Origin of the sequence: Streptomyces roseochromogenus subsp. oscitans DS 12.976, from assembly GCF_000497445.1 — a bacterium.
Classification (GTDB): Bacteria; Actinomycetota; Actinomycetes; order Streptomycetales; family Streptomycetaceae; genus Streptomyces; species Streptomyces oscitans.
The window spans coordinates 2,277,658-2,302,856 of sequence record NZ_CM002285.1; the positions used below are offsets into that span (position 1 = coordinate 2,277,658).

The following is a 25,199-nucleotide window of genomic DNA, read 5'->3' on the forward strand; positions in this document are numbered from 1 at the left end:
TCACTTCTCGAACCGGTATCCCATCCCCGGCTCCGTGATGAAGTGCTTCGGGTGCGACGGGTCCGTCTCCAGCTTGCGGCGCAGCTGGGCCATGTATACGCGCAGGTAGTTGGTCTCGGTGCCGTACGACGGCCCCCACACCTCCTGCAGCAGCTGCTTCTGGCTGACCAGCCGGCCGGTGTTGCGGACCAGCACCTCCAGCAGATGCCACTCGGTCGGGGTGAGCCGGACGTCCTTGCCGGCGCGGTTGACCTTCTTGGCGGCCAGGTCGACGGTGAAGCCCTCGGTCTCGACGGTCGTCAGGTCGTCGTCGCCGGGTCCGACCGGCTCGGCCCGGCGCACGGCGGCCCGCAGCCGGGCCAGCAGCTCGTCCATGCCGAAGGGCTTGGTGACGTAGTCGTCGGCGCCCGCGTCGAGCGCCTCCACCTTCTCGTCGGAGGAGTGCCGGGCGGACAGCACCAGGATGGGTACGCGCGTCCAGCCGCGCAGCCCCTTGATCACCTCGGTGCCGTCCATGTCGGGCAGACCCAGGTCGAGCACGACCACGTCGGGATGGCGGGAGGCGGCGAGTTCGAGGGCGGTCCTGCCGTCGGCGGCCGCGTCGACCTCGTACTTGCGCGCCTTGAGGTTGATCACGAGGGCGCGCACGATCTGCGGCTCGTCGTCGACCACGAGCACCCGGGTCATAGGGTCTGCCTTTCTGGTTCTGCGATGTCCTCCCCGACGGGGGGCTCTGCGGTGTGCTCCCCCGCGGGAAGCGGCTCGGGACGCGCTCCTGCCGCGCGGAGGCTGAGGACCATGGTGAGTCCGCCACCCGGTGTGTCCTCGGCGTTGAGGGTGCCGCCCATGGCCTCGGCGAAGCCCCGGGCGACCGCGAGTCCGAGCCCGACCCCGGCGCCGCGCGGAGCGTCGCCGTAGCGCTGGAAGGGTTCGAATATGCGGTCCTTCGCCTCGTCCGGTACGCCCGGCCCGCGGTCCACGATGCGCACCTCGACCCGGTCGGCGATGGCGCTGGCGGAGACCAGCACGGGCCGCCCGCGCGGGCTGTACTTGACGGCGTTCTCCACCAGGTTGGCCACGGACCGCTCCAGCAGCCCGGGGTCGACCTCGACGATCGGCAGCGTCTCGGGGATGTCCAGCTCGACGCTGTCCTCGGGTACGCCGCCCAGAGCCATCGGGACCACCTCGTCCACGTCGATCTCGCGGATGATGGGGGTGACCGTGCCGGTCTGCAGGCGGGACATGTCCAGCAGGTTGCCGACGAGGTGGTCGAGCCGGTCGGCGCCCTCCTCGATGCCCTCCAGCAACTCCGCCCGGTCCTCCTCGGACCAGGCCACGTCGTCGGAGCGCAGCGAGGAGACGGCGGCCTTGATGCCGGCCAGCGGGGTGCGCAGGTCGTGGCTGACGGCGGCCAGCAGGGCGGTGCGGATGCGGTTGCCCTCGGCGAGTGCACGGGCCTGGTCGGCCTCCTCCTGCAGACGCCGGCGGTCCAGGGCGATGGCGGCCTGCGCGGCGAAGGCGGCGAGCACCCGGCGGTCCTCGGCGGGCAGCACCCGGCCGGTGAGCGCGAGCGCCATGTGGTCGCCGACCGGCATGTCGACGTCGGCGTCCTCGGGCCGCTCCAGCGGGCGCCCGAATCCGGCGCGCCCGGCGCAGGTCCACGGCTCGACGTCGCCCGCCCGCTCCAGCAGCGCGGCGGACTCCATCGCGAAGGTCTCCCGGACCCGCTCCAGCAGTTCCTCCAGGCTGGTCTCGCCGCGCAGCACGTTCCCGGCGAGGAAGGAGAGGATCTCGGACTCGGCGCGCAGCCGAGCGGCCTGGTGGGTGCGCCGGGCGGCGAGGTCCACGACGGAGGCCACCGACACGGCGACGCACAGGAAGATCGCGATGGCCACGATGTTCTTCGGGTCGGCGATCGTCCACTGGTGCAGCGGCGGTGTGTAGTAGTAGTTCAGCAGCAGCGAGCCGAAGGCCACCGAGGCCAGCGCGGGCAGCAGGCCGCCGAGCAGGGCCGCCGCGACCGTGACGGCCAGGAACAGCAGCATGTCGTTGGCGAGGCCGACATCGACGGCGTTCAGCAGCACCGCCAGCGCGACCGGGCCGCCGAGCCCGACCAGCCAGCCCGAGATGATCCGGGCCCGGCCGAGCCGGGCGCCCCGGGCCACGGGCAGTCCGCGCCCCTTGGCGGCCTCCTCGTGGGTGACGATGTGGACGTCGAGGTCGGGGCCGGACTCGCGGGCGACCGTGGCGCCGACGCCGGGTCCGAGGACGTACTGCCAGGCCTTGCGGCGCGAGGAGCCCAGCACGATCTGGGTGGCGTTCACGCCCCGCGCGAAGTCCAGCAGGGCGGCCGGTATGTCGTCGCCGACGACATGGTGGAAGGTGCCGCCGAGGTCCTCCACAAGGGTCCGCTGGACGGCCAGCTCCTTCGGAGAGGCCGAGGTCAGACCGTCGCTGCGGGAGATGTAGACGGCGAGCACCTCGCCGCCGGCGCCCTTCTCGGCGAGCCGCGAGGCACGCCGTATCAGGGTGCGCCCCTCGGGGCCGCCGGTCAGGCCGACCACGATCCGCTCCCGCGAACCCCAGATCTTGGAGACCCGGTGTTCGCTGCGGTAGGCGTTCAGGTACTCGTCGACCCGGTCGGCCACCCACAGCAGGGCCAGCTCGCGCAGGGCGGTCAGGTTGCCGGGGCGGAAGTAGTTGGACAGGGCCGCGTCGACCTTGTCCGGCTGGTAGATGTTGCCGTGCGCCATACGGCGGCGCAGCGCCTCCGGGGACATGTCGACCAGCTCGATCTGGTCGGCCCGCCGTACGACCTCGTCCGGGACGGTCTCCTGCTGCCGCACCCCGGTGATCGACTCCACGACATCGCCGAGTGATTCGAGGTGCTGGATGTTGACGGTGGAGATCACGTCGATGCCGGCCGCGAGCAGTTCCTCGACGTCCTGCCAGCGCTTGGCGTTGCGGGAGCCGGGGACGTTGGTGTGGGCTAGTTCGTCCACCAGGGCGACGGCGGGGGCCCGGCGCAGTACGGCGTCCACGTCCATCTCGGTGAAGACGGCCTCCCGGTACTCCAGACGCTTGCGCGGCACCAGCTCCAGGCCGTGCAGCATCACCTCGGTGCGCGGCCGGTCGTAGTGCTCCACGTAGGCCACGACACAGTCGGTGCCCCGCTCCACGCGGCGATGTGCCTCGGCGAGCATGGCGTAGGTCTTGCCCACACCGGGTGCCGCACCGAGGTAGATCCGAAGCTTGCCGCGTCCCATGGCCCCATTGTCTTCCAGTAGCGCTTGCGTACGCAGCGTCGACCTTACGGCCAGCAATTGCGGCAATAGGGACAGGAGGGCGGGCAGCGGGCAACTTTGACGCAACCCTGATGAGCCGTACGGCCTGGTGGGCGCCCTGTGCCGGTGCTACCGGTTCAGTGCTCGATGATCTCGCCGTCCCGCAGTTCCAGCACCCGGTCGGCCGGATCCAGCAGGGTCGCGTCGTGCGTGGCGACCAGGGCGGACGGCGTCCGCCCGGCTCGGCCCAGGCCGGCCCCGCACTGCGTTCGGGTGGGGGGCGAGGGCGCGGGCGAGGCGACCCTCCCTCAGTGACTCAAGGGCCTGGAGACGTCACGCAGGGCGTGGAAGCGCTTCAAAGGGGCGCGGGGAACTGCGCGACCAGCCGCCCACGGGCCCGCACCCGGCAATGGCGGGCCCCACGATGGCGCGCCCCCGCAAAAACGGGCCGCACCCCTCAAAGGCACGGCCCGTTTCCGGCTGCTGAAGCCGTCAGCGGACTTCCGTGATCTCCGGTCCGCGCTGCAACTGCCCCATACCGCCCGAGAACCGCGAGCCCTCCTCCTGCTGGATGCCCTCGGGGACCATCTGCGCGTCGTTGGGCAGCTTGAGGACGATCGGGTCTCGGGGCGCCATCGGGCCCTCGCCGCGGACCACGACGGTGTCCCGGAAGATCTGCTCCAGCAGACCCGCGGCCTGCGGCTGCACGGCGCCCTGGCCGGAGATCACACCGCGCAGGAACCAGCGCGGGCCGTCCACACCGACGAACCGTACGACCTGGAAGCCGCCGGTGCCGTCGGGCAGCTGCACCGGCACCTGGGCGCGCAGCTCCCAGCCGAGCGGGCCCTCGACCTCGTCGACGATGCCACCCTGCTGGGTGATACCGCTCCCGATCTCCTCGCGGACCTCACCCCAGATGCCCTCGCGCTTGGGCGCGGCGAACGCCTGGAGCTGAATGGCGCTGTCGCGCAGCACGACCGTCGCGGCGACGATCGCGTCACCGGCGACCTCGACCCGCAGCTCCATCCCTTCCACGCCCGGGACGAACATCCCGCCGAGGTCCACGCGGCCCTCGGCCGCATCGCGCACCTCTTCGCTGTCCCAGGGCCCGTCGGGCCGGGGCCCGGGCTCCAGCCGGACGCGCTCGCGCCCGCCCTCTTGCGCTTCCTCGTCCGCCTCGGTGTCGACGCTGTCGACGACCTGCTCGGCCTCGCCGGCCGCGTCCTCGGCGGCACCCTTCTTCTTGCGACGTCCGAACACGTCACTGTCCTTCCCGGTCGGATACAACCGAAGCGTATCGATTCCCACCCGTCGGACCGCCCATGGCGGCCTGACCGCATGTGCCGCTCCCGCCGCCCACCGCGGCATGGCCACCGGTGGACCCGAAGCCCCCCTCGGCCCGCGCCGAGCCGGGAAGTTCCACCACCTCCTGGAAGCGGACCCTCTCGACCTGCTGGACGACCAGTTGGGCAATCCGGTCGAAGCGCTCGAACCGCACGCTGTCGCGCGGGTCGAGATTCACCACGATCACCTTGATCTCCCCACGGTACCCGGCATCAACCGTCCCCGGGGCATTCACGAGGGCGACACCGCAGCGGGCGGCGAGGCCGGAACGCGGATGCACGAAGGCGGCGTACCCCTCGGGCAGGGCGATCGACACCCCCGTGGGAAGTACAGCCCGCTCGCCGGGCTTCAGCTCGCACGGCTCGGTGGTGCGCAGATCGGCTCCGGCGTCCCCGGGGTGCTCGTACGCCGGAAGCGGCACGTCCGGGTCGACTCGGCGGATGAGTACGTCGAGAGGGCTCACGGGTTCACCTCGAAGGCGCGGGTGCGCCGGATCTGGTCCGGGTCGCTCATGGCGGCCTGGATCTCCTCCTTGCGGCCGTGGTCGATGAAGTGGTCGACCTTGACCTCGATGAAGAGGGCGTCGGCGCGTACGGCGACGGGCCCGTCGGGGGCGCCGACGCGTCCGGTGGCGGTGGAGTAGATCTTCCGCCCGGCGACGGCGGTGACCTCGGCCTCCAAGTAGAGCGTGGTGCCCACCGGAACGGGCCGCACGAAGTCGGTCTCCAGCCGGCCGGTGACGGCGATGGTGCGCAGCAGCCAGTTCAGCGAGCCGAGGGTCTCGTCGAGGGCCGTGGTCAGCACTCCGCCGTGCGCGAGGCCCGGGGCGCCCTGGTGGGCGGGCTGGACGGTGAACTCGGCGGTCAGCGAGACACCCTCGCCGGCCCGGGCCTCCAGGTGCAGTCCGTGCGACTGCCCGGGGCCACAACCGAAACAGTGTTCGTAGTGGGCACCGAGGAGTTCTCCGGGCGCGGGTGCGTCGGGGTGCCGTACCGGTTTCACCGCGTCGGCGGGAGGCTGAAGACGTGCGGAACTACCACTCACAGCCGCAGACCTTACCCGCGCGTCGGCCGTATCAGGTTCCCGTGCCAAGCTTGGCCTCATGCAGCTCTCCGCCACCCCGTACGAAGAACGCCTCACCGCCCCCCGTTCGTGGTGGTTGATCAGCTTTCTCGTGGGTGTCTCGTTCGCCTTGATCCTGCTCCCCTTCGGCACCCTGCCGCTGCTCGGCGGCCTGGTCGGCGGTACGGCCGCGGCGGCGGTGGTCGCGAGCGCGTACGGCTCGCTGCGCATCCGTGTCGTGGGTGACTCACTGATCGCGGGCGAGGCGAAGATCCCGGTGTCGGCGCTGGGCGAGGCTGAGGTGCTGGACGCGGAGGAGGCCCGCGCCTGGCGGACGTACAAGGCCGACACGCGCGCGTTCCTGCTGCTGCGGGCCTACATCCCCACGGCGCTGCGGGTGGAGGTCACGGACCCGCAGGACCCGACGCCGTACCTGTATCTGTCGACGCGGGAGCCGGAGAGGCTGGCGGCAGCGATCGCGACGGCCCGCACGGCGAACTCCTAAGACTCTTCGGCCTCTTCGGGGAAGTCGCGCAGTTGCAACGGCTCTGCCGGCTTCTCCAGCGGCGGGAGCTCCTCCAGCTCGTCCCAGGGCACCTGAATCCTGCGCAGGTCGGTACGGATGCGGGCGGCGAGCCGCTTCGTGCTCCGGCGGTTCATGACGGCGCCGACCGCCGCGCCCACCATGAACGGCATGAGGTTGGGCAGGTCCCGGACCACGCGCTTCATGATCTGCTGGCGCAGTTCGCGCTTCATGTGGCCGCCGAGAGCCGTGTCGTACGTCGACGGCTTCATCACATCTATTCCGCGCTCCCCCGACCAGGAGGACAGATACGCGGTGCTGCGGCTCTTCAGGCTCCCCGGCGGTCGTACGCCGTAGACCTCGTGGAGTTCGGCGACGAGCTTCAGCTCGATCGCGGCAACCCCGGTGATCTCCGCGGCCAGCTCGGTCGGCATGGCCGGGGGCACCGGCAGCATCGCCGCCGCTCCGATCCCGGCTCCGATCGTCGATGTTCCGGCCGCCGCGCCCGCCACGAGCTTGTCGGCGAGTTCTTCGGGCCCGAGGCCCGGGAACTGCCTGCGCAAAGTCGCGAGGTCGCGTACGGGGACACGAGGGGCGATGTCGATGATCCGGTCCGCGAGGTAGGACAGGCCCGCGCGGGCCCGGCTACCGCCCCTGCGCACCCCTTCCCGGGCCATGTCCCGGGCTTTGTCACGCATCACCGCGGCCCGTCGCCGAGCGACGGGCGCGGGCTGCCTCACCGGCTCCGGGTGGTCGGCCCGGTCGGTCGCCGGTTCGAACGGGGCCACCGCTGCCGGTGAGCCCCGCCCTTCGTCACGCGCGCTGTGCGAGCCGTCGGACGGCCCTTCGTCCGCCTTTCCCAGGGAGAAGCGGCGCTTCCTTGGAGGGGTCGAGCCAGTCATGGCCGACCCGACCTCAGTCGCAGTCGCGGCAGATCGGCTGACCGTTCTTCTCACGGGCCAGCTGGCTGCGGTGGTGCACCAGGAAGCAGCTCATGCAGGTGAACTCGTCCTGCTGCTTCGGCAGCACCCGGACGGCCAGCTCCTCGTTCGAGAGGTCGGCGCCGGGCAGTTCGAGGCCTTCGGCGGCCTCGAACTCGTCGACGTCGACCGACGAGGTGGACTTGTCGTTCCTCCTGGCCTTCAGCTCTTCAAGACTGTCCGAGTCGACGTCGTCGTCGGTCTTGCGTGGAGTGTCGTAATCGGTTGCCATATCGCTCTCCCCCTCTGGGTGTCTGCGGTGTCTCCAGCGCACGTAACGCGTGAGAGGCCGGACTTGTGCCCGACCTGAGGCGGAGATTTTGCCTCACATCAAGGTCTGTTACTCAATCGACACCCAACCCGACCCCTCAAGAGTGATCGACTTGGATGGCGGTGAGGACCGTACACGGTTCGAATGTCGCACCTCAAAGGCGCCTCACCGTGTACTTCCCGTGATCAAGACCCCTGAAAACTAGGACTTTCCCGGCATTCTTGCATGTTTCGTGATCACGGAGAGTACATGGCTGAAAATCCGCCTTTGTGATCGATCACACAACAGGAAGCTCATTCGGCGGCTGAAAAATTCCGCCTGAAGCGAACATCCCTCGCGTGTGTCAGCCCCCGGTTCGTGGCGGCCCCGTCGAGAATCACAGCGGCAGCGTGACCCGCATCACCAGGCCGCCGCCCTCGTGGGGCTGCGCCACGATGTGGCCGCCGTGTGCGCGGGCCACCGACCGGGCGATGGACAGGCCGAGGCCGACACCCTTGTCGCTGCCCGTGCGCTCCGTGCGGAGCCGTCTGAAGGGCTCGAAGAGGTTGTCGATCTCGTACGCCGGCACCACCGGCCCGGTGTTCGTGACGGTCAGCACCGCCTGCCCGTGCCGGACCTCGGTGGTCACCTCGACCCAGCCGTCCTCGCCCACGTTGTACCGCACCGCGTTCTGCACCAGGTTCAGGGCGATCCGCTCCAGCAGCACGCCGTTGCCCTGCACCACGGCGGGCTTGCGCTCGCCGCAGATCTTCACGCCCTTGGCCTCGGCCTCGGCGTGCACCTGGTCGATGGCCTGGGTGGCCACCTCGGCCAGGTCGACCGGCTTGCGCTCGACGATCTGGTTGTCACTGCGGGCGAGCAGCAGCAGGCCCTCTACCAGTTGCTCGCTGCGTTCATTGGTGGCCAGCAGCGTCTTGCCGAGCTGCTGCAGCTCCACCGGGGCGTTCGGGTCCGACAAGTGTACTTCGAGAAGCGTTCTGTTGATCGCGAGCGGGGTGCGCAGCTCGTGGGAGGCGTTGCCGACGAAGCGCTGCTGGGCGGTGAAGGCGCGCTGCAGCCGCTCCAGCATGTCGTCGAAAGTGTCCGCCAGCTCCTTCAGCTCGTCGTCCGGGCCGTCCAGCTCGATCCGCCGGGACAGGTCGGAGCCGGCCACCTGACGGGCGGTGCGGGTGATCCGGCCGAGCGGGGACAGCACCCGGCCGGCCATCGCGTAGCCGAACGCGAAGGCGATCACGGCGAGACCCAGCAGGGCCAGCAGCGAACGGCTGAGCAGGTCGTCCAGGGCCGTCTGGCGCTGCTGGTCCACGCAGTGGGCGATCGCGTCGTTGAAGTCCGACAGTGGCAGGCTGGTCGTGTTGATCGCGGGGCAGTTGTCGCTGGAGACCCGTATCGACGTACCGCTGACGATCTTGAACAGGGGCTGGTTGCCCGTGCTGATGGCCTGCGCGGCGAGCAGGTAGATGATCGACAGCAGCAGGATGCCGGCGATCAGGAACATGCCGCCGTACAGCAGCGTGAGCCGTATCCGGATGGTGGGGCGCAGCCACGGGAACGGGGCCTGCGGCCTCCTGGGGTCCCAGGTGGGCTTCGGTGGCGCCTGCGGCGGCGCGGGTGTCGCGGCCATGGCGGATCAGATCCGGTAGCCGGAGCCGGGGACGGTCACGATCACCGGCGGCTCGCCGAGCTTGCGGCGCAGGGTCATCACCGTGACGCGCACGACGTTGGTGAACGGGTCCGTGTTCTCGTCCCAGGCCTTCTCCAGCAGCTGCTCCGCCGAGACGACCGCGCCCTCGCTGCGCATCAGCACCTCCAGCACCGCGAACTCCTTGGGCGCGAGCTGGATCTCCTTGCCCTCGCGGAAGACCTCGCGACGGTTGGGGTCGAGCTTGATCCCGGCGCGCTCCAGGACGGGCGGCAGGGGCACGCTCGTACGGCGGCCGAGGGCGCGCACGCGCGCGATCAGCTCGCTGAACGCGAAGGGCTTGGGCAGATAGTCGTCGGCGCCGATCTCCAGGCCCTCGACACGGTCGCTGACGTCGCCGGAGGCCGTGAGCATGAGCACGCGCGTGGGCATGCCCAGCTCGACGATCTTGCGGCAGACATCGTCGCCGTGCACGAGCGGGAGGTCGCGGTCGAGGACGACCACGTCATAGTCGTTGACGCCGATGCGCTCCAGGGCGGCCGCACCGTCGTACACGACGTCGACGGCCATGGCCTCCCGGCGCAGTCCGGTGGCCACCGCGTCGGCGAGCAGCTGCTCGTCCTCGACGACGAGTACGCGCACGTCGCTTGTCCTTCCTCATGTCCACCCGCGTAGCGCGCCGTGGACGCGTGCAGGCAGGGGCCTTCGTAGGGTGTGACCTCCATCCTGCCCTTTTTAGCCGTAAGTCGGCTGTAAGGCGGGTTGCGGGCCGCACGGATCCGCGTTCCGGGGCAGGAATACGAGATTTTCTCTTCCGGTTGAGGTTTCCGGGGGCGGGAGTGGGGGGAGGACGGTTTACACCCCGCGATCACGCTCTGCATGTGCCGCAGCACCATGCGGTACATCGCGATCCGCTTCGCCAGAGTGGGCGCGGGTGTCCGGCACCGTCGCCGCCCGGCAGGGCAGCGCTGGGCACCTGTGAGAGACGTGATCGCCCCTTTCCCAACCGGCACACCCCCGTGCCACCGACCCACGACCCAGGACGAGGGGGCGCAGCATGGACGCTTTCACCGCAGGACTTCTGCAGCGCATAAGGGCGACCGAGTCCGACCTGTCGCGGGCTCGTGACGAGGGTGACGACTTCCTTGTCGAAGTGGAGCAGGCAGAGCTCGACGACCTGCGACGCCTCGCCGCCGAACACGGTGTGGAGGTCGGCGCGTCACGCGTCTGATCGGCCCGAAAGCACAAGAGGGGACCCCGGCGAATCCAGCGCCGGGGTCCCTTTGCGCTCATCGGCCGGGGACGGTCGCGCTCAGTCGTGCCACGCTCCGAGGTCCTCCAGCAGCTCCTGCAGCGGCTCGAACACCCCTGGCGACCCAGCCACGGTCAGATCCCGCGACGGCCGCTCCCCGCGCCGCCCGCCGACCAGTGCACCCGCCTCCCGGGCGATCAGATCCCCGGCGGCGAAGTCCCACGCGTTGAGCCCCCGCTCGTAGTAGCCGTCGAGCCGGCCGCAGGCCACGTCGCACAGGTCGACCGCCGCCGACCCGCTGCGCCGGATGTCCCGCAGCAGGGGGATCAGCCTGCCCGCCACCTCGGCCTGATGGGCGCGCACCTCGGCCACATAGTTGAAGCCAGTGGAGACCAGCGCCTGGTCCAGCGGCGGCGCGGGACGGCAGGCGAGTGCCCGCTCGCCCTCCCACGCGCCCGTCGCCCACGCGCCGTCCCCGCGCACGGCGTGGTACGTCTCGCCGCGCATCGGAGCCGCAACGACCCCGGCGACGGTCTCGCCGTCCTGCTCGGCGGCGATGGACACCGCCCAGGTCGGCAGGCCGTACAGGTAGTTCACCGTGCCGTCGAGCGGGTCGATCACCCAGCGGATGCCGCTGGTGCCCGCGCTGGAGGCGCCCTCCTCGCCGAGGAAGCCGTCGTCGGGCCGCCGGCCGGAGATCAGGTCGGTGATCAGCTTCTCGGCCGCGATGTCCATCTCGGTGACGACGTCGATCGGGCTGGACTTGGTCCTCGCCACGGCCAGGTCGGCCGGGCGGCCGTCCCGCAACAGCTCTCCGGCCCGGCGTGCGGCCTCCTGGGCCAGTTCCAGCAGTTCCCGGTGCAGGGGGTCGGTCACGGGGCTCCTCATGTGTAGGGGCTGTCGGCGCCGGCGGCGGCCGGGTGGGAGGCGCGGGCCGGGCAGCAGCCGACCGGGCAGAGGTTGTGGGACGGGCCGAGGGCGCCCAGGGCGCAGGGGGTGACCTCCTGGCCGCGCTCCACGGCGGCGCGCTCGGTGATCAGCTCGCGGACGGCGGCGGCGAACCGCGGGTCGGCGCCGACCGTGGCCGAGCGGCGCAGGGGCAGGCCCAGTTCCTCGGCCTTGGCCTTGGCCTCGGTGTCGAGGTCGTACAGGACCTCCATGTGATCGGAGACGAAGCCGATGGGTGCCATGACGACGGCGGGGACGCCCTGGGTGTGCGCCGCCTCCAGGTGGTCGCAGATGTCCGGCTCCAGCCACGGGATGTGCGGGGCGCCGGAGCGGGACTGGTAGACCAGCCGCCAGGGGTGGTCGATCCCGGTGCGCTCGCGGACGGCGTCGGCGATCAGCTGGGCCACGTCCAGATGCTGCTCGACGTAGGCTCCGCCCTCCCCGTGGACCTCGACGGGGCCGGAGGTGTCGGCGGCGGAGGTCGGGATGGAGTGCGTGGTGAAGGCGATATGAGCGCCCGCGCGGACGTCCTCGGGGAGCTCTTCGAGGGAGCGCAGCACGCCGTCGATCATGGGCTCGACGAAGCCCGGGTGGTTGAAGTAGTGGCGGAGTTTGTCGATCTTCGGCAGCTCCAGGCCCTCCGTCTCCAGCGTCGCGAGCGCGTCCGCGAGGTTCTCGCGGTACTGACGGCAGCCCGAGTAGGAGGCGTAGGCGCTGGTGGCGAGCACGAGGATGCGGCGGCGGCCGTCGGCGACCATCTCGCGCAGGGTGTCCGTCAGATACGGCGCCCAGTTGCGGTTGCCCCAGTAGACGGGCAGGTCGAGGCCGTGCTCGGCGAAGTCCTTGCGCAAGGCGTCCAGCAGGGCGCGGTTCTGGTCGTTGATGGGGCTAACCCCACCGAACAGGAAGTAGTGCTGCCCGACTTCCTTCAGGCGTTCCTTCGGGATGCCGCGCCCGCGTGTGACGTTCTCCAGGAAGGGGACCACGTCGTCCGGGCCTTCGGGGCCGCCGAAGGAGAGCAGGAGCAGGGCGTCGTACGGGGTGGCATCGAGCGCGTCTGGCATGTCTCGATCCTGCCACCCGCCTCTGACAGCCGGGGAACAGCGGGGTGACGAGTCGGGTTCCAGTAGGTTTAGACCGGTTTTTACCCAGTCAATCCCCGGTCATTCCTCAGCCATTCCCTGGTCATCCGGGGTGCCATTAGGGTCCCCTAACTCGTAAGCTGTATCAGCCGCATTCGCGCCTTACCGAGCCGCCCCGGAGACCACGTGCCCAGCCCCTACAGAGCCCTGTTCGCCATGCCCGGCACCAAGGGCTTCTCCGCCGCGGGATTCGTCGGCCGGATGCCGCTGTCGATGATGGGCATCGGCGTGGTCACCATGATCTCCCAGCTGACCGGGCGGTACGGGCTCGCGGGCGCGCTGTCGGCCACCATCGCGCTGGCCGCCGCGGCGATCGGGCCCCAGATATCCCGGCTGGTGGACCAGCACGGGCAGCGCCGGGTGCTGCGTCCCGCGACCCTGGTGGCGCTCACCGCGGCGGCCGGGCTGCTGCTGGCCGCGCACTTCCGGTGGCCGGACTGGGTGCTGTTCGTGTGCGCGGCCGGGATCGGCTCGGTGCCTAGCCTGGGCGCGATGATCCGGGCCCGCTGGGCGGCGCTGTACCGGGGCACCGAGAAGCTGCACACCGCCTATTCGTTCGAGTCGGTCGTCGACGAGATCTGCTTCATCTTCGGCCCGATCATCTCCATCGGACTGTCCACGGTCTGGTTCCCGGAGGCCGGGCCGCTGCTCGCCGCCTGCTCCCTGGCCACCGGCGTCTTCTGGCTCACCGCCCAGCGCGCCACCGAGCCGGCGCCGCACCCGCGCGAGCACCACGGCGGTGGTACGGCACTGCGCTCGGCGGGGCTGCAGGTCCTGGTGGCCACCTTCATGGCGACCGGCGCGATCTTCGGGTCGGTGGACGTGGTCACCGTCGCCTTCGCCGACGAGCGCGGCCACAAGGGCGCGGCCAGCGTGGTCCTCGCGTTGTACGCGTCCGGTTCGTGTGTGGCCGGGGTGGTCTTCGGGCTGCTGAAGTTCGCCGGGGCACCGGAACGCCGCTGGCTGCTGGGCGTGGCAGCCATGGCCGTGAGTATGATCCCCCTCCTACTGGTCGGAAACTTGCCGCTTCTGGCCGTGGCGCTGTTCGTTGCGGGGCTGTCCATCGCACCGACGATGATCACGACGATGTCCCTCATCGAAGAGCACGTACCTCGCGCGAAGATCACCGAAGGCATGACCTGGGTGAGCACCGGCCTCGCGGTCGGGGTCGCGCTCGGCTCGTCCGTGGCCGGCTCGGTGATCGACGCAGCCGGCGCGCGGGCCGGGTACGGGGTTCCGGCCGTGTCCGGGGCCGCCGCGGTCGCGGTGGGTTTCCTCGGGTACCGCCGGCTGCGCAGGCCGGCCGCGGGTCGGGGAGGCACCGTTGAGCAGCACGGCGAACGGGAAGAACGGCACCTGGCGTAACTGGGGCGGGAACGTCACCGCCCGGCCCGCCCGGCAGGTCGCGCCGGCGTCGGTGGAGGAGCTGGCCGCGGCGGTGCGCCGGGCCGCCGAGGACGGCCTGAAGGTGAAGGCGGTCGGGACCGGCCACTCCTTCACGTCGATAGCGGCCACCGACGGTGTGTTGATCCGCCCTCAACTGTTGACCGGTATCCGCAACATTGACCGGGAAGCCATGACCGTCACGGTCGAGGCCGGCACCCCGCTCAAGAGACTCAATGCGGCTCTGGCCCGCGAGGGTCTGTCGCTGGCCAACATGGGCGACATCATGGAGCAGACCGTCTCCGGCGCCACCAGCACCGGCACGCACGGCACGGGCCGGGAGTCCGCCTCCATCGCCGCCCAGATCACAGGGCTCGAACTCGTCACGGCCGACGGTTCCGTGCTCACGTGCTCCGAGGAGGGGACCGCCGAAGAACGCGCCGTCTTCGCGGCCGCCCGAATAGGCCTCGGCGCCCTCGGCATCGTCACCGCGATCACCTTCGCCGTGGAGCCGCTGTTCCTGCTCACCGCGCGCGAGGAGCCGATGCCCTTCGAACGGGTCCTCGCCGAGTTCGATCAACTGTGGGCGGAGAACGAGCACTTCGAGTTCTACTGGTTCCCGCACACCGGCAACACCAACACCAAGCGGAACAACCGCAGCGCCGGTCCCGAGCAGCCCGTAGGGCAGCTGGCCGGCTGGTTCGAGGACGAATTCCTCTCCAACGGCGTCTTCCAGGTGGCCCAATGGGTCGGCCGCGCGGCCCCCGCCGCCATTCCCGCCATCGCCCAGATCTCCAGCAAGGCTCTCTCCGCGCGAACGTACACGGACATCCCGTACAAGGTCTTCACCTCGCCACGCCGGGTGCGCTTCGTGGAGATGGAGTACGCCGTCCCGCGCGCGGCCCTGGTGGAGACGCTGCGCGAGCTGAAGACCATGGTCGAGCGCTCGGGGCTGCGCGTCAGCTTCCCGGTCGAGGTGCGCACCGCCCCGGCCGACGACATCACGCTGTCCACCGCCTCCGGGCGGGACAGCGCCTACATCGCCGTCCATATGTTCCGGGGCACGCCGTACCAGGCCTACTTCACCGCGGCCGAGCGGATCTTCACGGCGCACGAGGGCCGGCCGCACTGGGGCAAGGTGCACACCCGGGACGCCGAGTACTTCGCACGTGTGTACCCGCGCTTCGGCGAGTTCACTGCGCTGAGGGACCGCCTTGATCCGGAACGGCTGTTCCAGAACGACTACTTGCGGAGGGTTCTGGGGGCGTAGGCGTCGCGGCGGACCCGCTGGGCGTGGGGGTCGGGGAAGACGGGCTCGGGCCGTCGCCCGGCTCCCCGCTCGGGGAGTTCCCGGGCGTCGGGGTCGCGCTATGGGTCGTACCACCGCCTGGGTCGGGCGCGTGCCGGCGGGACGGCGTCTCCGAAGGGCGCGGTGACCCGTCGGACTCGGAAGGGGATTCGGTTGTGGAGGCGGACGAGCCCCGGAAGGTGACGGCGTCGCTGACCGTCGTGCCCGTACCGCCGCTGAAGCTGCTGCCGGACACCAGCTCGTACGTCGTGATCCCGGCCATCGTCACCCCGAACACAAGGGCGGCCGCGACCGCCGGCCGGCGCCAGCTCTTCACACGCGCGCGGTAGACGGTGCCCTCGGTGAACTCGCCCGGCGCCGACGGCACTTGTGCCCGGGTGCGGGACCGGCCGCTGCCGTCCGGCACGTGTTCGCCGGGGCGGCCCACGACCGTCGCCTCCCTCAGCTGCTCCCCGGTCCGCTTGAAGAAGTGCTGGAACAGCGTGCCCCCGCAGGTGGCGACGATGCTGACGACTCCCGCGCCGAGGATCGTGCCGTACACCCCGAAGTACGACGCCAGTTTGGCCGCCACGACCGCCGCCAGGGCACTGCCCGCGACCTGGGGGACGCTCAGGTCGATCCGTTGGCGACCCGTATCGGGCGTTTCACGCATACCCGGAACTACCCTTCCTTTCCCTTGCTTGATCGACATTGGCCAACCGACTGCACGAGATAGGGACGTACGGTCGAAACCATTAGTTCCGTTTCTGGGGATTGCGTGAACTTCGCCACGTTCATGATCCGCAAAACCGGTTGCCAGGGGCCAAGTCGCCACCCTTACGAGAAGTTGGGCGGCGCGCCCATCCACGCACATGGTCCAAATGGAGTACTGTTGCGAGCCCTGGGTCCGGTCTCCCACCAGGGTGTCCGCGGCCTTGCAGGACCGCCGGGAGGGGGGCTGGTTGCACAGGGTGACAGATGTGGTCACTTTGCGTTGCGAACAGGTAACCGTGCCATAACGGCGGCCCAGGGCCAGTGCCCGACACGCCGGGCAACTCGGCAAGGTTGTGGCAGGCTGCACCCGGGCAGGCCACACTCGACTAGCGGAAGCAGCGACGCACGTGACGTCGGCAGGCACCACCCGGGAGGTCCCCATGCCCGAACTGCGTGTCGTGGCCGTCTCGAATGACGGCACACGGCTGGTGCTGAAGGCTGCCGACTCAACGGAGTACACGCTTCCGATCGACGAACGGCTGCGCGCAGCCGTGCGCGGCGACCGGCCGCGCCTCGGCCAGATCGAGATCGAGGTCGAGAGCCATCTGCGCCCGCGTGACATCCAGGCGCGTATACGCGCCGGTGCCACCGCGGAAGAGGTCGCCCAGCTCGCCGGCATCCCCGTCGACCGGGTACGGCGCTTCGAGGGCCCGGTGCTGGCCGAGCGCGCCTTCATGGCCGAGCGCGCCCGCAAGACCCCGGTCCGCCGTCCCGGCGAGAACTCCGGCCCGCTGCTCGGCGAGGCCGTCCAGGAGCGGCTGCTGGTGCGCGGCGTCGAGAAGGACTCCGTGCAGTGGGACTCCTGGCGCCGCGACGACGGCACCTGGGAGGTCCTCCTCGTCTACCGGGTCGCGGGCGAACCGCACTCGGCGAGCTGGACGTACGACCCGCCCCGGCGACTGGTACAGGCCGTGGACGAGGAGGCGCGCTCGCTCATCGGCGAGTCCGACGACCTCGCCGTGCCCGAGCCGAGCTTCCCGTTCGTCCCGCGCATCGCCCGCCTCCCGCGCGAGCGTTCGATGGACCGCGCGCTCGAGCGGAGCGAGCGGGAGCGGCCGAGCCTGCCCGCGCAGCCGTCCGAGCCCGCCGAGGAGAGCACGGGCGAACGCGACTCGCTGACCAGCCTGCTGGAGGCCGTCCCTAGCTTCCGGGGCGACCTGGTGGTGCCGGAGCGCCCGTCGGAGACGCCGGAGGAGCCCGCCGAGGAACCGGCCGCCGAGGAACCGCCGGCTCCTGCCGCCTCGGCCGGTTCGGCCTACGCGGACGTCCTCATGCCGCGCTCGGTGGGCAGCCACCGCGACCGGCTCATCGGCGCGACCGACCGGCAGGCCGAGGCCGACGGCGTCCGCCCTGGCCGCCGCGCCGCCGTGCCGAGCTGGGACGAGATCGTGTTCGGCACACGCCGTAAGAAACAGGAGTAACGGGCCGTACGGAAACGGAGAATTGGGGGCACGCGTGCGTGCCCCCAATTTCGGCTGCACGCGTGCGTGCCCCGTCTCCCGCTGCCGCTACTGCGGATCCGCGCCCACGGCCACCGGCCGGGACGGGTCCGAGGACCACTCGGACCAGGAACCGACGTACAGCTCCGCCGGAATACCGGCCACCGCGAGCGCGAGGACCTCGTGGGCGCCGGAGACGCCCGATCCGCAGTACACGCCGACCTCGGTGTCCGCGGACGCGCCCAGGGCCTTGAACCGGTCGCTCAGCTCCGCCGCGGGCAGGAAGCGGCCGTCGGGGCCCACGTTCTCCGTCGTCGGCGCCGATACCGCACCCGGGATGTGCCCGCCGACCCGGTCGATCGGCTCCACCTCGCCGCGGTACCGCTCCCCCGCGCGCGCGTCCAGCAGCACGCCCGTGCGGGCCAGGGCGGCGGCCGCGTCCGCGTCGAGCAGCCCGGTGGCGGCCGGCTGCGGCCGGAAGTCGCCCTGGGCCGGTTCCGGTTCCCGCGTGGACAGTTCGCCCTGCCAGGACGGCAAGCCGCCGTCGAGGACCCGCACGTCCGGGTGACCCGTCCAGCGCAGCAGCCACCAGGCACGCGCGGCCGCCCAGCCCTGGCCACCGTCGTAGACGACGACCGGGCAGCCGGCCGACACACCCGCACGGCGCATCGCCGCGCCGAACTCCGCGAGGTCCGGCAGCGGATGCCGGCCGTGCTCCCCGGGCTCCCCGGCCAGTTCTCCGTCCAGGTCGACGAAGACCGCGCCGGGGATGTGCCCGGCCGCGTACTCGGCCCGCCCGTCGAAGGCCGGCGCGCCCGCCGCCTTGGCCATGCTCAGCTGCCAGCGCACGTCCAGCAGCACCGGCGGGCGCTCCTCAGTCAACTCATGCGCGAGTCCGGTTGCGGTGATGATGGCTCTCATGGGGTCCATCCATACGCCAGGGGTGGCCGCGGCGTCCAGGTCCGGCTACTCTGCTCGGCCGGACAGGCTCGATCACGAGGCGTACGGGATCGAGCACGTGCTGTACAGCCGGCGGACACCCGTCGGCCATCGTCAGGAAGCGGCGACAAGCGACAGATCGGGCATCCTCCCGGGGGCAGGTCCGGGCGGCGGCGCGGAATCGCACGCGGCGCCGTGGAGGATGCGGGGACCGGCACGGGCGCGCCCGCCGCCGGCGTGCACACCCCTTCCGGGAAGCGGAAGCGACACGGCCACCGCGAGGGGCCGGGGAGAGAGTGATCGATGACGGAGGCACGGGAGCCGGCCGGTCCGCACGCGCGGCGCGCGCCCGGCACGCCCTGCTGGGTGAGCCTGATGGCGCACGGGCTGGCCGCCACCGAGGAGTTCTACGGTGAGCTGTTCGGCTGGGAGTTCCGGCCGGGCCCGCAGCAGCTCGGCCCGTATGTGCGGGCGCTGCTCGACGGGCACGAGGTGGCGGGCATGGGCCAGCTGCCGCCGGACCGCCGGCTGCCGATCGCCTGGACGCCCTACCTCGCCTCGGACGACGTGGACCAGACGGCCGAGGCGGTACGGCTGTGTGGCGGAACGGTGGCGGTGGGCCCGCTGGATGCCGCCGAAGCGGGGCGGATCGCCATCGCCGCGGACCCCTCCGGGGCGGTGTTCGGCATCTGGCAGGGCTCCGCACACCTCGGCACCGCGATCCACGGTGTGCCCGGGACGCCGGCCTGGAACGAGCTGGTGACCTTCGAGACCGAGAGCGTCTCCAAGTTCTACGCGACGGTGTTCGGCTACGAACGGGAGCCGGTGGTGTCCGCCGACTTCGACTACGTGACCCTGTACCTCGCCGGCCGTCCGGTGGCCGGACTGCACGGCGTGGGCCATGGCCTGCCCCGCGACCGTGGACCGCACTGGCAGACGTACTTCGAGGTCGCCGACGCCGACGCGACGGTGCGGCAGGTCGCGGACCTCGGCGGCCAGGTCGTACGGCAGCCGCACGACAGCCCGCACGGCCGGGTGGCGACGGTGGCGGACCCGGAGGGCGCGGAGTTCTCCGTGATCCAGAACCCGCGCTGAGCCGGCGGGGCCGCTCGGGGCGGGTTCAGCCGGACGAGACCGGCAGGACGTCCGGGGAGAGGGCCGCCGCGCGGGCCGACGCGGCGGTCATCCGGCGCCGGTGATGGCGGCGGCACAGCACCTCGTAGCCGACCTCGCCCGCCGCGTGGTCCACATCGCCGACGACCACCTGGGCGCCCTCGACCACCATCTGGCCGCCCACCGTGCGGGCGTTGTGCGTGGCGCGGGCGCCGCACCAGCACAGCGCCTCCACCTGGAGCACCTCGATGCGGTCGGCCAGCTCCACCAGCCGCTGCGAGCCGGGGAAGAGCTTGGAGCGGAAGTCGGTGGTGATCCCGAAGGCGTACACGTCCAGGCCGAGATCGTCCACCACGCGAGCGAGCTGGTCGATCTGCCCGGGCGCGAGGAACTGCGCCTCGTCCGCGATCACGTAGTCGGCCCGGCGGCCCTGGGAGAGGTGGTCCACCAGACAGGCGTACAGGTCCTGGTCGTCCGCCACCTCCACCGCGTCGGTGACCAGGCCGAGCCGGGAGGACAGCTTGCCCTCGCCCGCGCGGTCGTTCCGGGTGAAGATCATGCCGACGAGGCCGCGCGCGGAGCGGTTGTGCTCGATCTGCAGAGCCAGCGTCGACTTCCCGCAGTCCATCGTTCCGCAGAAGAACACCAGCTCGGGCATGAGGAGTTCGAGCACCTTTCGGTGGGAGTGGTCATGGCAGGGAGCGTCAGGAGCGTACTTCGAGCAGTGGGACCAGCTGCTCGGCGGGCGTCATCGAACCGTGGTTGCCGACCAGCGCCGACTCCTTCGGCTCCCGCTCGGTGGCGATGATCAGGACGTCGTCGTGGGCGGCCGCGATCACGTCCCCAAGCCGGGCGTACACCCGCTCGTCGATGTGCGGCCCGAACCAGCCCGCCGCGATCGCCTCGTCCCGCGAGGCCACCCAGAACTGCTCGCCGAGCACCTCGCGCCAGCAGGTGAGCACGTCGTTCTCGGCGCCCGGCACCGCGTACACGTGCCGGGCCCGGCCCTCGCCGCCCAGCAGGGCGACCCCGGCGCGCAGCTCCCAGTCCGTGTCGAAGTCGAAGCGGTGCTCGTCGTCGAACGGGACGTCGACCATGCCGTGGTCGGCGGTGACGTAGAGCGCGCTGCGCGGCGGCAGTTGCTCGGCGAGGCGCTGGGCGAGCCGGTCGACGTACATCAGCTGGCCGCGCCAGGTGTCGGAGGCGACGCCGTAGCGGTGTCCGGCGCCGTCCAGCTCGGAGTAGTACGTGTAGACCAGCGAGCGGTCCCCGGCGGCCAGTTGCCCGGCCGCCAGGTCCATGCGCTCCTCACCGCTGAGCCGGCCGTGGAAGCCGCCGCCGCTGAGCGCGATCTGGGTGAGCGGAGTGTGCTCGAAGGCGGGCGAGGTCACCTGTGCGGTGTGCACTCCTGCCTCGTGGGCCAGCTGGAAGACCGTGGGATACGGCTGCCAGGCCCGCGGATCGGTGTACGGCTGCCAGCGGAGCTGGTTCATCAGCGCGCCGGTGGCCGGGTCGCGCACGGTGTAGCCGGGCAGGCCGTGCGCGCCGGGCGGCAGGCCGGTGCCGACGGAGGCGAGGGAGGTCGCGGTGGTCGCCGGGTAGCCGGCGGTGAGGGGGCGGCCGGTGCCGCCGCGCGAGCTGCCGAGCAGCGAGGCCAGGAAGGGAGCCTCGTCGGCGTGGGCCCGCAGCTGCTCCCAGCCGAGCCCGTCGATCAGGAAGACACAGACCCGGTCGGCCGCGGTCAGTTCCGGAATGGTGGCGGTCATACCGGCCACACCCAGGCCGGCGGCCAGGGTGGGCAGCAGGTCGGCGAGGGAGCCGGTGCCGTACTCGGGCAGCGGCGCGGTGTCCAGGGCGAGCGGTTCCGGGTGGTCCCAGGCGGAGAGCTGCGACATCAGCGGGTGAGGTCCGCGGTCGCCTCCGAGATGGCCTGTGCGAAGTCGAGCGCCTGGCGCACCGTCTCCGGGCCGTCCCCGGCCTCGCTGACGCGCAGGCTGAGGTCGTCCGCCGTGGAGTTGCCCGTGTATCCGTGGTCGGCGTCGCAGTTGGGGTCGCCGCAGGCGGCGGGCTCCAGGTCGATGCGGCTGACCGCGCCCCAGCCGATGGTCAGCACGACCTCGCGGGGCAGCGTGCCCGGCTTGTACTGCTCGGGGTTCGCGACCACACGGCTGACCACGACCGAGGAGATCCGGCCGAGCTTCACGGACTCGGTGGAGGTGGTGGCGTACGGCGTCGGGGAGGTCGTGTCGGCGGCCTGCTCGTCGGTGTGGCTGACGATGAAGCGGTTGCCGGTGAGGACCAGCACGGTCACATGCCGGCGGACCTCGTTCTGGTCGAACGTCGTCTCCTGGTGGACCAGGTACGACCGGATGGGCTCGCCGCCCACAGCGGCCTCCACCGCCTCGGCCACGAGGGCCGGGTAGTAGCCGCTGCGCTCGATCGCCGCGCGCAGCCCCTGGGTCGTCGTACCTGTCTTGGCCATGGCGTCCATCCTAATCCGTGGGCAAGGGGGGTCCAGGCCAGTCGCGGGGACCGGCGGCGGCCTCCGCAGGCGCGCACGGACGCCTCTGGACAAGTCCCGGCACGATGTCCAGCGCCTCCGCGGCGATCAGACAGGAGGCGGGCGCGGAGCCGCCGGCGGCCGCCTCGAACGCGACCACGACGGGCGGTGTTTCGCCGAACACCCGCCGCAGCCGGGCCGTCTCCTCGGGGATGGGTTCGCGGAAGACGGGGTCCTGGGAGGCGGCGGGGCACGAGACGAAGCCGGGACCGGTGAAGATGATCTCCCGGCCGTGGCGATGCATGAGGTGGTACCCGGCAGCCGGCCGCGGCTGCCCGCCGTCCCAGATGATCAGCTCCCAGTCCCACCATCTGCCCCGGGGCAGCCGCCGCCCGGCGATCTCCATGCGGTCCCCCTCCCCCGGTCGGCAGGCCCCGGTCAGTACGCCGGCATCGTGCGCGGACCCAGGTCGTCACGGGCGGGCGGCGGCGCGAGCCGTACCGTGGCGCCGAGGACGCTCACGCCGCGCCCGGCGACGACGACCGGCTCCAGGGTGACGGCGACCACCTCCGGGTGATCGTCGACCAGCCGGGACACCCGCAGCAGGAGCTCCTCCAGCGCCGGGGTGTCCACGGGGGTGGAGCCGCGCCAGCCGAACAGCAGCGGTGCCGTGCGGATCGACCGCACCAGCGAGGTCGCCTCGCGGTCGGTGACCGGGACCAGCCGGTGCGCCATGTCTCCGAGCAGCTGCGAGGCGGCCCCGGCGAGCCCGAAGGACAGCACGGCCCCGGCGGCGGGGTCGATCACCGCGCGTACGACCGTGTCGACCCCCCTGGGCGCCATCCCCTGCACCACCGGCCGCAGCTCCTGCGGCGGCCCGAACAGCTCGGTCAACTCGGCGTACGCCCGGCGCAGTTGCTCCTCGTCCGCGAGGTCCAGGCGTACGCCGCCGAGGTCGGCGCGGTGCCTGAGGTGCGGGGCGGTGGCCTTGAGGGCCACCGGGTAGCCGAGGGCGCGGGCGGCTTCGGCGGCGGCGTCGGGGGTGGGAGCGGGGAGCGCGCGTCGCACCGGGATGCCGTACTCGCCGAGCAGCTCGCAGGTCTCCGCGTCGGAGATGGTGAGCCCTTCCCCGCGCGCGAGCAGCTCACCGATCAGCCGCGCGGCTCCCTTCTCGTCGATGTCGTCGTACTCGGGCACCTTCCCCGGATCCGTCGCCTCCCGCCGCCACTGCCCGTAGTTGACCGCTTCGGCCAGTGCCCGGACGGCACGCTCGGCGGCGGGGTAGGCGGGGATGAGCCGGGGTTCGCCCTGAGGGGATTCCGAGCCGGGTTTGTCTGGTGCCGCCACCGCGGCGGGCCATCGTTCCGCACGGCGGAACTCAGTGCCGGGTGCCTTCTCAACGGCCTGTGGTGCCGTACTGGCCGCAGCCGACAACGCCTCCGCGAGCCCCCCGAGCTCGACATGCACCACCAGCACCGGCTTACCGGGAACTGCGGCCGCCGCCGATCTGAGCGCCTCCGCCAGCTCCGCGTCCCCCGGCGACGCTTCCCCGATGGCAGGGATCGCCGTCACCACGACGGAGTCGTACGTGTCGTCGGCCAAGGCCCGCGCCAGCGCCCCGTGGAAGTCCTCCGCCGTCGCCCCGGTCGTCAGATCCAGCGGCCGCGCCGGCCGCAACCCCTCCGCCAGGCACCGGTCGTACGTCAGCACGCCCAGCGACTCGGAGTTGCCGAGGATCGCCACCCTCGGCCCGGCGGGCAACGGCTGCCGGGCGAGCAGCAGCCCCGCGTCGACCAGCTCGGTGATCGTGTCGACCCGGATCACCCCGGCCTGCCGCAGCAGCGCGGAGACGGTGGCGTGCGGCAGCCGGGTCGCCCGTACCGCGTGTCCCTGCGGCGCGGAACCGACGCCCTGCACCACGACCAGCGGTTTCGCCGCCGCCGTCCGCCGGGCGAGGCGGGTGAACTTGCGTGGATTGCCGATGGATTCCAGGTACATGAGGACGACGTCGGTCTCGGGGTCGTCGTACCAGTACTGGAGGACGTCGTTGCCGGAGACGTCCGCACGGTTGCCGGCGGACACGAAGCTCGACAGGCCGGTGACCCCGGTGACCCCTCCCCCGCGCCGGTGCAGCCGGGACAGCAGAGCGATGGCGATGGCGCCGGACTGGGCGAACATCCCGATCCGGCCGGGGCGGGGCATCTCGGGGGCCAGGGAGGCGTTCAGCCGGACGCCCGCTGCGGTGTTGATGATCCCGAAGGCGTTCGGGCCGATGATCCGCATGCCGTACGCGCGCGCCTGCCGCACGAGCGCCCGCTGCCTCTCACGCCCCTCGGGCCCGCTCTCGGCGTATCCGGCGGAGAGCACGACGAGTCCCTGCACCCCGTGTTCTCCGCACTCGGCGACCACACCGGGCACGTACTCGGCCGGTACGGCTACGACGGCGAGGTCGACGGGGTCCTCGATGTCCCGCACGGACCGGTAGGCCGGCACCCCGTCGACCTCCTTGAGGGGCTCGGGGAAGGCCTTGTTCACGGCGTGCAGCCGGCCGCCGTAGCCGGCGTCGCGGATGTTGCCGAGGACGCTGCGGCCGACCCCGCCGGGGGCGCGGCCGACGCCGACGACCGCCACGGAGCCGGGCGCGAGCAGCCGTCGTACCGAGCGGGCCTCGGCGCGCTGTTCCCGCGCGCGCTGCACGGCGAGGGAGCGGTCGGTGGGTTCGAGGTCGAACTCCAACCGGACCACGCCGTCCTCGAAGCTGCGCTGCTGGGTGTAGCCGGCGTCCGTGAACACCTTGATCATCTTGGTGTTGGCGGGCAGCACCTCGGCGGCGAAGCGGCGGATACCACGCTCGCGGGCGACGGCCGCGATGTGTTCCAGCAGGGCGGAGGCGACCCCGCGGCCCTGGTGCGCGTCCTGCACCAGGAAGGCGACCTCGGCCTCGGCGGCCGGCGCGGAGGCGGGCATGCCGTCGGCGCCGATGCGGTCATAGCGTACGGTGGCGATGAACTCGCCGCCGATGGTGGCCGCGAGTCCCACCCGGTCCACAAAGTCGTGGTGCGTGAAGCGGTGGACGTCCTTGGCGGACAGGCGTGGGTACGGCGCGAAGAAGCGGTAGTACTTCGACTCGTCCGAGACCTGCTCGTAGAAGCTGACCAGGCGGTCGGCGTCATCAGCGGTGATGGGCCGGATGCGCGCGGTACCTCCGTCGCGCAGCACTACGTCCGCCTCCCAGTGGGCGGGGTACTCGTGCCGGTCGTGCCGGTCCGCCGGGGTCTGCATGGGGCCCAGAGTACGGCTCGCGTCCGACAACGG

General features: G+C 71.6%; 24 protein-coding genes and 1 pseudogene. 6 read left to right on the top strand and 19 right to left on the bottom strand.

Translation table 11 applies throughout. The features are described 5' to 3' along the window. From M878_RS59810 to M878_RS59830, 6 genes and pseudogenes are all read right to left on the bottom strand, one after another. On the bottom strand, positions 1–687 hold the full coding sequence (locus M878_RS59810) for a response regulator (RefSeq protein ID WP_023546078.1): 687 nt from the start codon (positions 685–687) through the stop codon (positions 1–3). Next, entirely contained in the window at positions 684–3,266 is a 2,583-nt protein-coding gene (locus tag M878_RS59815) for a sensor histidine kinase (protein WP_023546079.1), read from the bottom strand. The genes M878_RS59810 and M878_RS59815 overlap by 4 nt, the downstream gene beginning before the upstream one ends. 155 nt (positions 3,267–3,421) lie before the next feature. After that, positions 3,422–3,511: pseudogene (locus tag M878_RS99730) on the bottom strand (ABC transporter ATP-binding protein); the annotation flags it as partial. Positions 3,512–3,776: 265 nt separating this feature from the next. Beyond that, positions 3,777–4,544 carry a DUF3710 domain-containing protein gene (locus M878_RS59820; protein WP_023546080.1) on the bottom strand — a complete coding sequence of 256 codons (768 nt, stop codon included), beginning with the start codon at positions 4,542–4,544 and terminating at the stop codon, positions 3,777–3,779. Position 4,545: 1 nt separating this feature from the next. Continuing rightward, on the bottom strand, positions 4,546–5,091 hold the full coding sequence (dut, locus tag M878_RS59825; protein ID WP_023546081.1) for a dUTP diphosphatase: 546 nt from the start codon (positions 5,089–5,091) through the stop codon (positions 4,546–4,548). Continuing rightward, entirely contained in the window at positions 5,088–5,672 is a 585-nt protein-coding gene (locus tag M878_RS59830; RefSeq protein WP_031224638.1) for a PaaI family thioesterase, read from the bottom strand. The genes dut and M878_RS59830 overlap by 4 nt, the downstream gene beginning before the upstream one ends. A 58-nt stretch (positions 5,673–5,730) precedes the next feature. Here M878_RS59830 and M878_RS59835 point away from each other — a divergent pair, with 58 nt between their 5' ends. Continuing rightward, positions 5,731–6,195 (top strand): DUF3093 domain-containing protein, encoded by a 465-nt coding sequence (locus M878_RS59835; protein ID WP_023546083.1) that lies wholly within the window; start codon positions 5,731–5,733, stop codon positions 6,193–6,195. Here the strand turns inward: M878_RS59835 and M878_RS59840 are convergent. The 4 genes from M878_RS59840 to M878_RS59855 all read right to left on the bottom strand — a co-directional run bounded on the left by M878_RS59840 (position 6,192) and on the right by M878_RS59855 (position 9,748). Then, positions 6,192–7,115, bottom strand: coding sequence for a hypothetical protein (locus M878_RS59840; protein ID WP_209445510.1), 924 nt, complete (start codon positions 7,113–7,115; stop codon positions 6,192–6,194). The two genes, M878_RS59835 and M878_RS59840, sit on opposite strands and share 4 nt — an antisense overlap. Positions 7,116–7,128: 13 nt before the next feature. Further along, complete coding sequence (locus M878_RS59845; protein WP_003997302.1) at positions 7,129–7,425, bottom strand: DUF4193 domain-containing protein; 297 nt, start codon at positions 7,423–7,425, stop codon at positions 7,129–7,131. 415 nt (positions 7,426–7,840) lie between these two features. After that, complete coding sequence (locus M878_RS59850; RefSeq protein WP_023546085.1) at positions 7,841–9,088, bottom strand: sensor histidine kinase; 1,248 nt, start codon at positions 9,086–9,088, stop codon at positions 7,841–7,843. A gap of 6 nt (positions 9,089–9,094) precedes the next feature. Beyond that, entirely contained in the window at positions 9,095–9,748 is a 654-nt protein-coding gene (locus tag M878_RS59855) for a response regulator transcription factor (RefSeq protein WP_023546086.1), read from the bottom strand. A gap of 415 nt (positions 9,749–10,163) precedes the next feature. Here M878_RS59855 and M878_RS98305 point away from each other — a divergent pair, with 415 nt between their 5' ends. Further along, the gene (locus tag M878_RS98305; RefSeq protein WP_023546087.1) at positions 10,164–10,337 is read left to right on the top strand and encodes a hypothetical protein; all 174 of its coding nucleotides are present in this window, start codon (positions 10,164–10,166) and stop codon (positions 10,335–10,337) included. Positions 10,338–10,418: 81 nt separating this feature from the next. Here the strand turns inward: M878_RS98305 and M878_RS59860 are convergent, their stop codons facing one another. After that, complete coding sequence (locus M878_RS59860) at positions 10,419–11,234, bottom strand: inositol monophosphatase family protein (RefSeq protein ID WP_023546088.1); 816 nt, start codon at positions 11,232–11,234, stop codon at positions 10,419–10,421. Between the two features lie 8 nt (positions 11,235–11,242). Further along, the gene (locus tag M878_RS59865) at positions 11,243–12,370 is read right to left on the bottom strand and encodes a ferrochelatase (protein ID WP_023546089.1); all 1,128 of its coding nucleotides are present in this window, start codon (positions 12,368–12,370) and stop codon (positions 11,243–11,245) included. Between the two features lie 204 nt (positions 12,371–12,574). On the opposite strand from M878_RS59865, the gene M878_RS59870 reads away from it, so the two are divergent. After that, positions 12,575–13,813 carry an MFS transporter gene (locus tag M878_RS59870; RefSeq protein ID WP_023546090.1) on the top strand — a complete coding sequence of 413 codons (1,239 nt, stop codon included), beginning with the start codon at positions 12,575–12,577 and terminating at the stop codon, positions 13,811–13,813. Then, positions 13,773–15,101, top strand: coding sequence for a D-arabinono-1,4-lactone oxidase (locus M878_RS59875; protein WP_023546091.1), 1,329 nt, complete (start codon positions 13,773–13,775; stop codon positions 15,099–15,101). Before M878_RS59870 ends, M878_RS59875 begins: the two co-directional genes overlap by 41 nt. Here M878_RS59875 and M878_RS94005 read toward each other — a convergent pair. Next, positions 15,025–15,792, bottom strand: a complete 768-nt coding sequence (locus tag M878_RS94005; protein ID WP_078630241.1) for a hypothetical protein — start codon at positions 15,790–15,792, stop codon at positions 15,025–15,027. The genes M878_RS59875 and M878_RS94005 overlap by 77 nt on opposite strands. 481 nt (positions 15,793–16,273) lie before the next feature. On the opposite strand from M878_RS94005, the gene sepH reads away from it, so the two are divergent. After that, positions 16,274–17,314, top strand: a complete 1,041-nt coding sequence (gene sepH / locus M878_RS59880; RefSeq protein ID WP_023546093.1) for a septation protein SepH — start codon at positions 16,274–16,276, stop codon at positions 17,312–17,314. Positions 17,315–17,401: 87 nt separating this feature from the next. Here the strand turns inward: sepH and M878_RS59885 are convergent, their stop codons facing one another. Continuing rightward, on the bottom strand, positions 17,402–18,253 hold the full coding sequence (locus M878_RS59885; protein WP_023546094.1) for a sulfurtransferase: 852 nt from the start codon (positions 18,251–18,253) through the stop codon (positions 17,402–17,404). Positions 18,254–18,574: 321 nt separating this feature from the next. Here M878_RS59885 and M878_RS59890 point away from each other — a divergent pair, with 321 nt between their 5' ends. Continuing rightward, entirely contained in the window at positions 18,575–19,366 is a 792-nt protein-coding gene (locus tag M878_RS59890) for a VOC family protein (RefSeq protein WP_023546095.1), read from the top strand. Between the two features lie 25 nt (positions 19,367–19,391). On the opposite strand, the gene M878_RS59895 is transcribed toward M878_RS59890, so the two are convergent. The 5 genes from M878_RS59895 to M878_RS59915 are packed head-to-tail and all read right to left on the bottom strand — an operon-like array spanning position 19,392 to position 25,166. Next, a complete protein-coding gene (locus tag M878_RS59895; RefSeq protein WP_031224639.1) occupies positions 19,392–20,042 on the bottom strand; it encodes a thymidine kinase in 651 nt (216 codons plus the stop codon). 46 nt (positions 20,043–20,088) lie between these two features. Further along, positions 20,089–21,279, bottom strand: coding sequence for an alkaline phosphatase family protein (locus tag M878_RS59900; protein WP_023546097.1), 1,191 nt, complete (start codon positions 21,277–21,279; stop codon positions 20,089–20,091). Beyond that, entirely contained in the window at positions 21,279–21,875 is a 597-nt protein-coding gene (locus M878_RS59905; RefSeq protein ID WP_023546098.1) for a DUF5998 family protein, read from the bottom strand. Before M878_RS59905 ends, M878_RS59900 begins: the two co-directional genes overlap by 1 nt. Position 21,876: 1 nt before the next feature. Then, positions 21,877–22,290, bottom strand: a complete 414-nt coding sequence (locus M878_RS59910) for a hypothetical protein (protein ID WP_023546099.1) — start codon at positions 22,288–22,290, stop codon at positions 21,877–21,879. Positions 22,291–22,322: 32 nt separating this feature from the next. Further along, positions 22,323–25,166 carry a bifunctional acetate--CoA ligase family protein/GNAT family N-acetyltransferase gene (locus tag M878_RS59915; protein ID WP_023546100.1) on the bottom strand — a complete coding sequence of 948 codons (2,844 nt, stop codon included), beginning with the start codon at positions 25,164–25,166 and terminating at the stop codon, positions 22,323–22,325. Positions 25,167–25,199 lie beyond the last annotated feature (33 nt).

Excerpts from the sequence above, each read along its gene's own strand:
- M878_RS98305 (WP_023546087.1), top strand. The coding sequence starts at position 10,164 with ATGGACGCTTTCACCGCAGGACTTCTGCAGCGCATAAGGGCGACCGAG.
- M878_RS59865 (WP_023546089.1), bottom strand. The coding sequence starts at position 12,370 with ATGCCAGACGCGCTCGATGCCACCCCGTACGACGCCCTGCTCCTGCTC.
- M878_RS59890 (WP_023546095.1), top strand. The coding sequence starts at position 18,575 with ATGACGGAGGCACGGGAGCCGGCCGGTCCGCACGCGCGGCGCGCGCCC.
- M878_RS59910 (WP_023546099.1), bottom strand. The coding sequence starts at position 22,290 with ATGGAGATCGCCGGGCGGCGGCTGCCCCGGGGCAGATGGTGGGACTGG.
- M878_RS59885 (WP_023546094.1), bottom strand. The coding sequence starts at position 18,253 with ATGAGAGCCATCATCACCGCAACCGGACTCGCGCATGAGTTGACTGAG.
- M878_RS59850 (WP_023546085.1), bottom strand. The coding sequence starts at position 9,088 with ATGGCCGCGACACCCGCGCCGCCGCAGGCGCCACCGAAGCCCACCTGG.
- sepH (WP_023546093.1), top strand. The coding sequence starts at position 16,274 with ATGCCCGAACTGCGTGTCGTGGCCGTCTCGAATGACGGCACACGGCTG.
- M878_RS59840 (WP_209445510.1), bottom strand. The coding sequence starts at position 7,115 with ATGACTGGCTCGACCCCTCCAAGGAAGCGCCGCTTCTCCCTGGGAAAG.
- M878_RS59835 (WP_023546083.1), top strand. The coding sequence starts at position 5,731 with ATGCAGCTCTCCGCCACCCCGTACGAAGAACGCCTCACCGCCCCCCGT.
- M878_RS59895 (WP_031224639.1), bottom strand. The coding sequence starts at position 20,042 with ATGCCCGAGCTGGTGTTCTTCTGCGGAACGATGGACTGCGGGAAGTCG.
- M878_RS59845 (WP_003997302.1), bottom strand. The coding sequence starts at position 7,425 with ATGGCAACCGATTACGACACTCCACGCAAGACCGACGACGACGTCGAC.
- M878_RS59810 (WP_023546078.1), bottom strand. The coding sequence starts at position 687 with ATGACCCGGGTGCTCGTGGTCGACGACGAGCCGCAGATCGTGCGCGCC.
- M878_RS59900 (WP_023546097.1), bottom strand. The coding sequence starts at position 21,279 with ATGTCGCAGCTCTCCGCCTGGGACCACCCGGAACCGCTCGCCCTGGAC.
- M878_RS59815 (WP_023546079.1), bottom strand. The coding sequence starts at position 3,266 with ATGGGACGCGGCAAGCTTCGGATCTACCTCGGTGCGGCACCCGGTGTG.
- M878_RS59905 (WP_023546098.1), bottom strand. The coding sequence starts at position 21,875 with ATGGACGCCATGGCCAAGACAGGTACGACGACCCAGGGGCTGCGCGCG.
- M878_RS59915 (WP_023546100.1), bottom strand. The coding sequence starts at position 25,166 with ATGCAGACCCCGGCGGACCGGCACGACCGGCACGAGTACCCCGCCCAC.
- M878_RS94005 (WP_078630241.1), bottom strand. The coding sequence starts at position 15,792 with ATGCGTGAAACGCCCGATACGGGTCGCCAACGGATCGACCTGAGCGTC.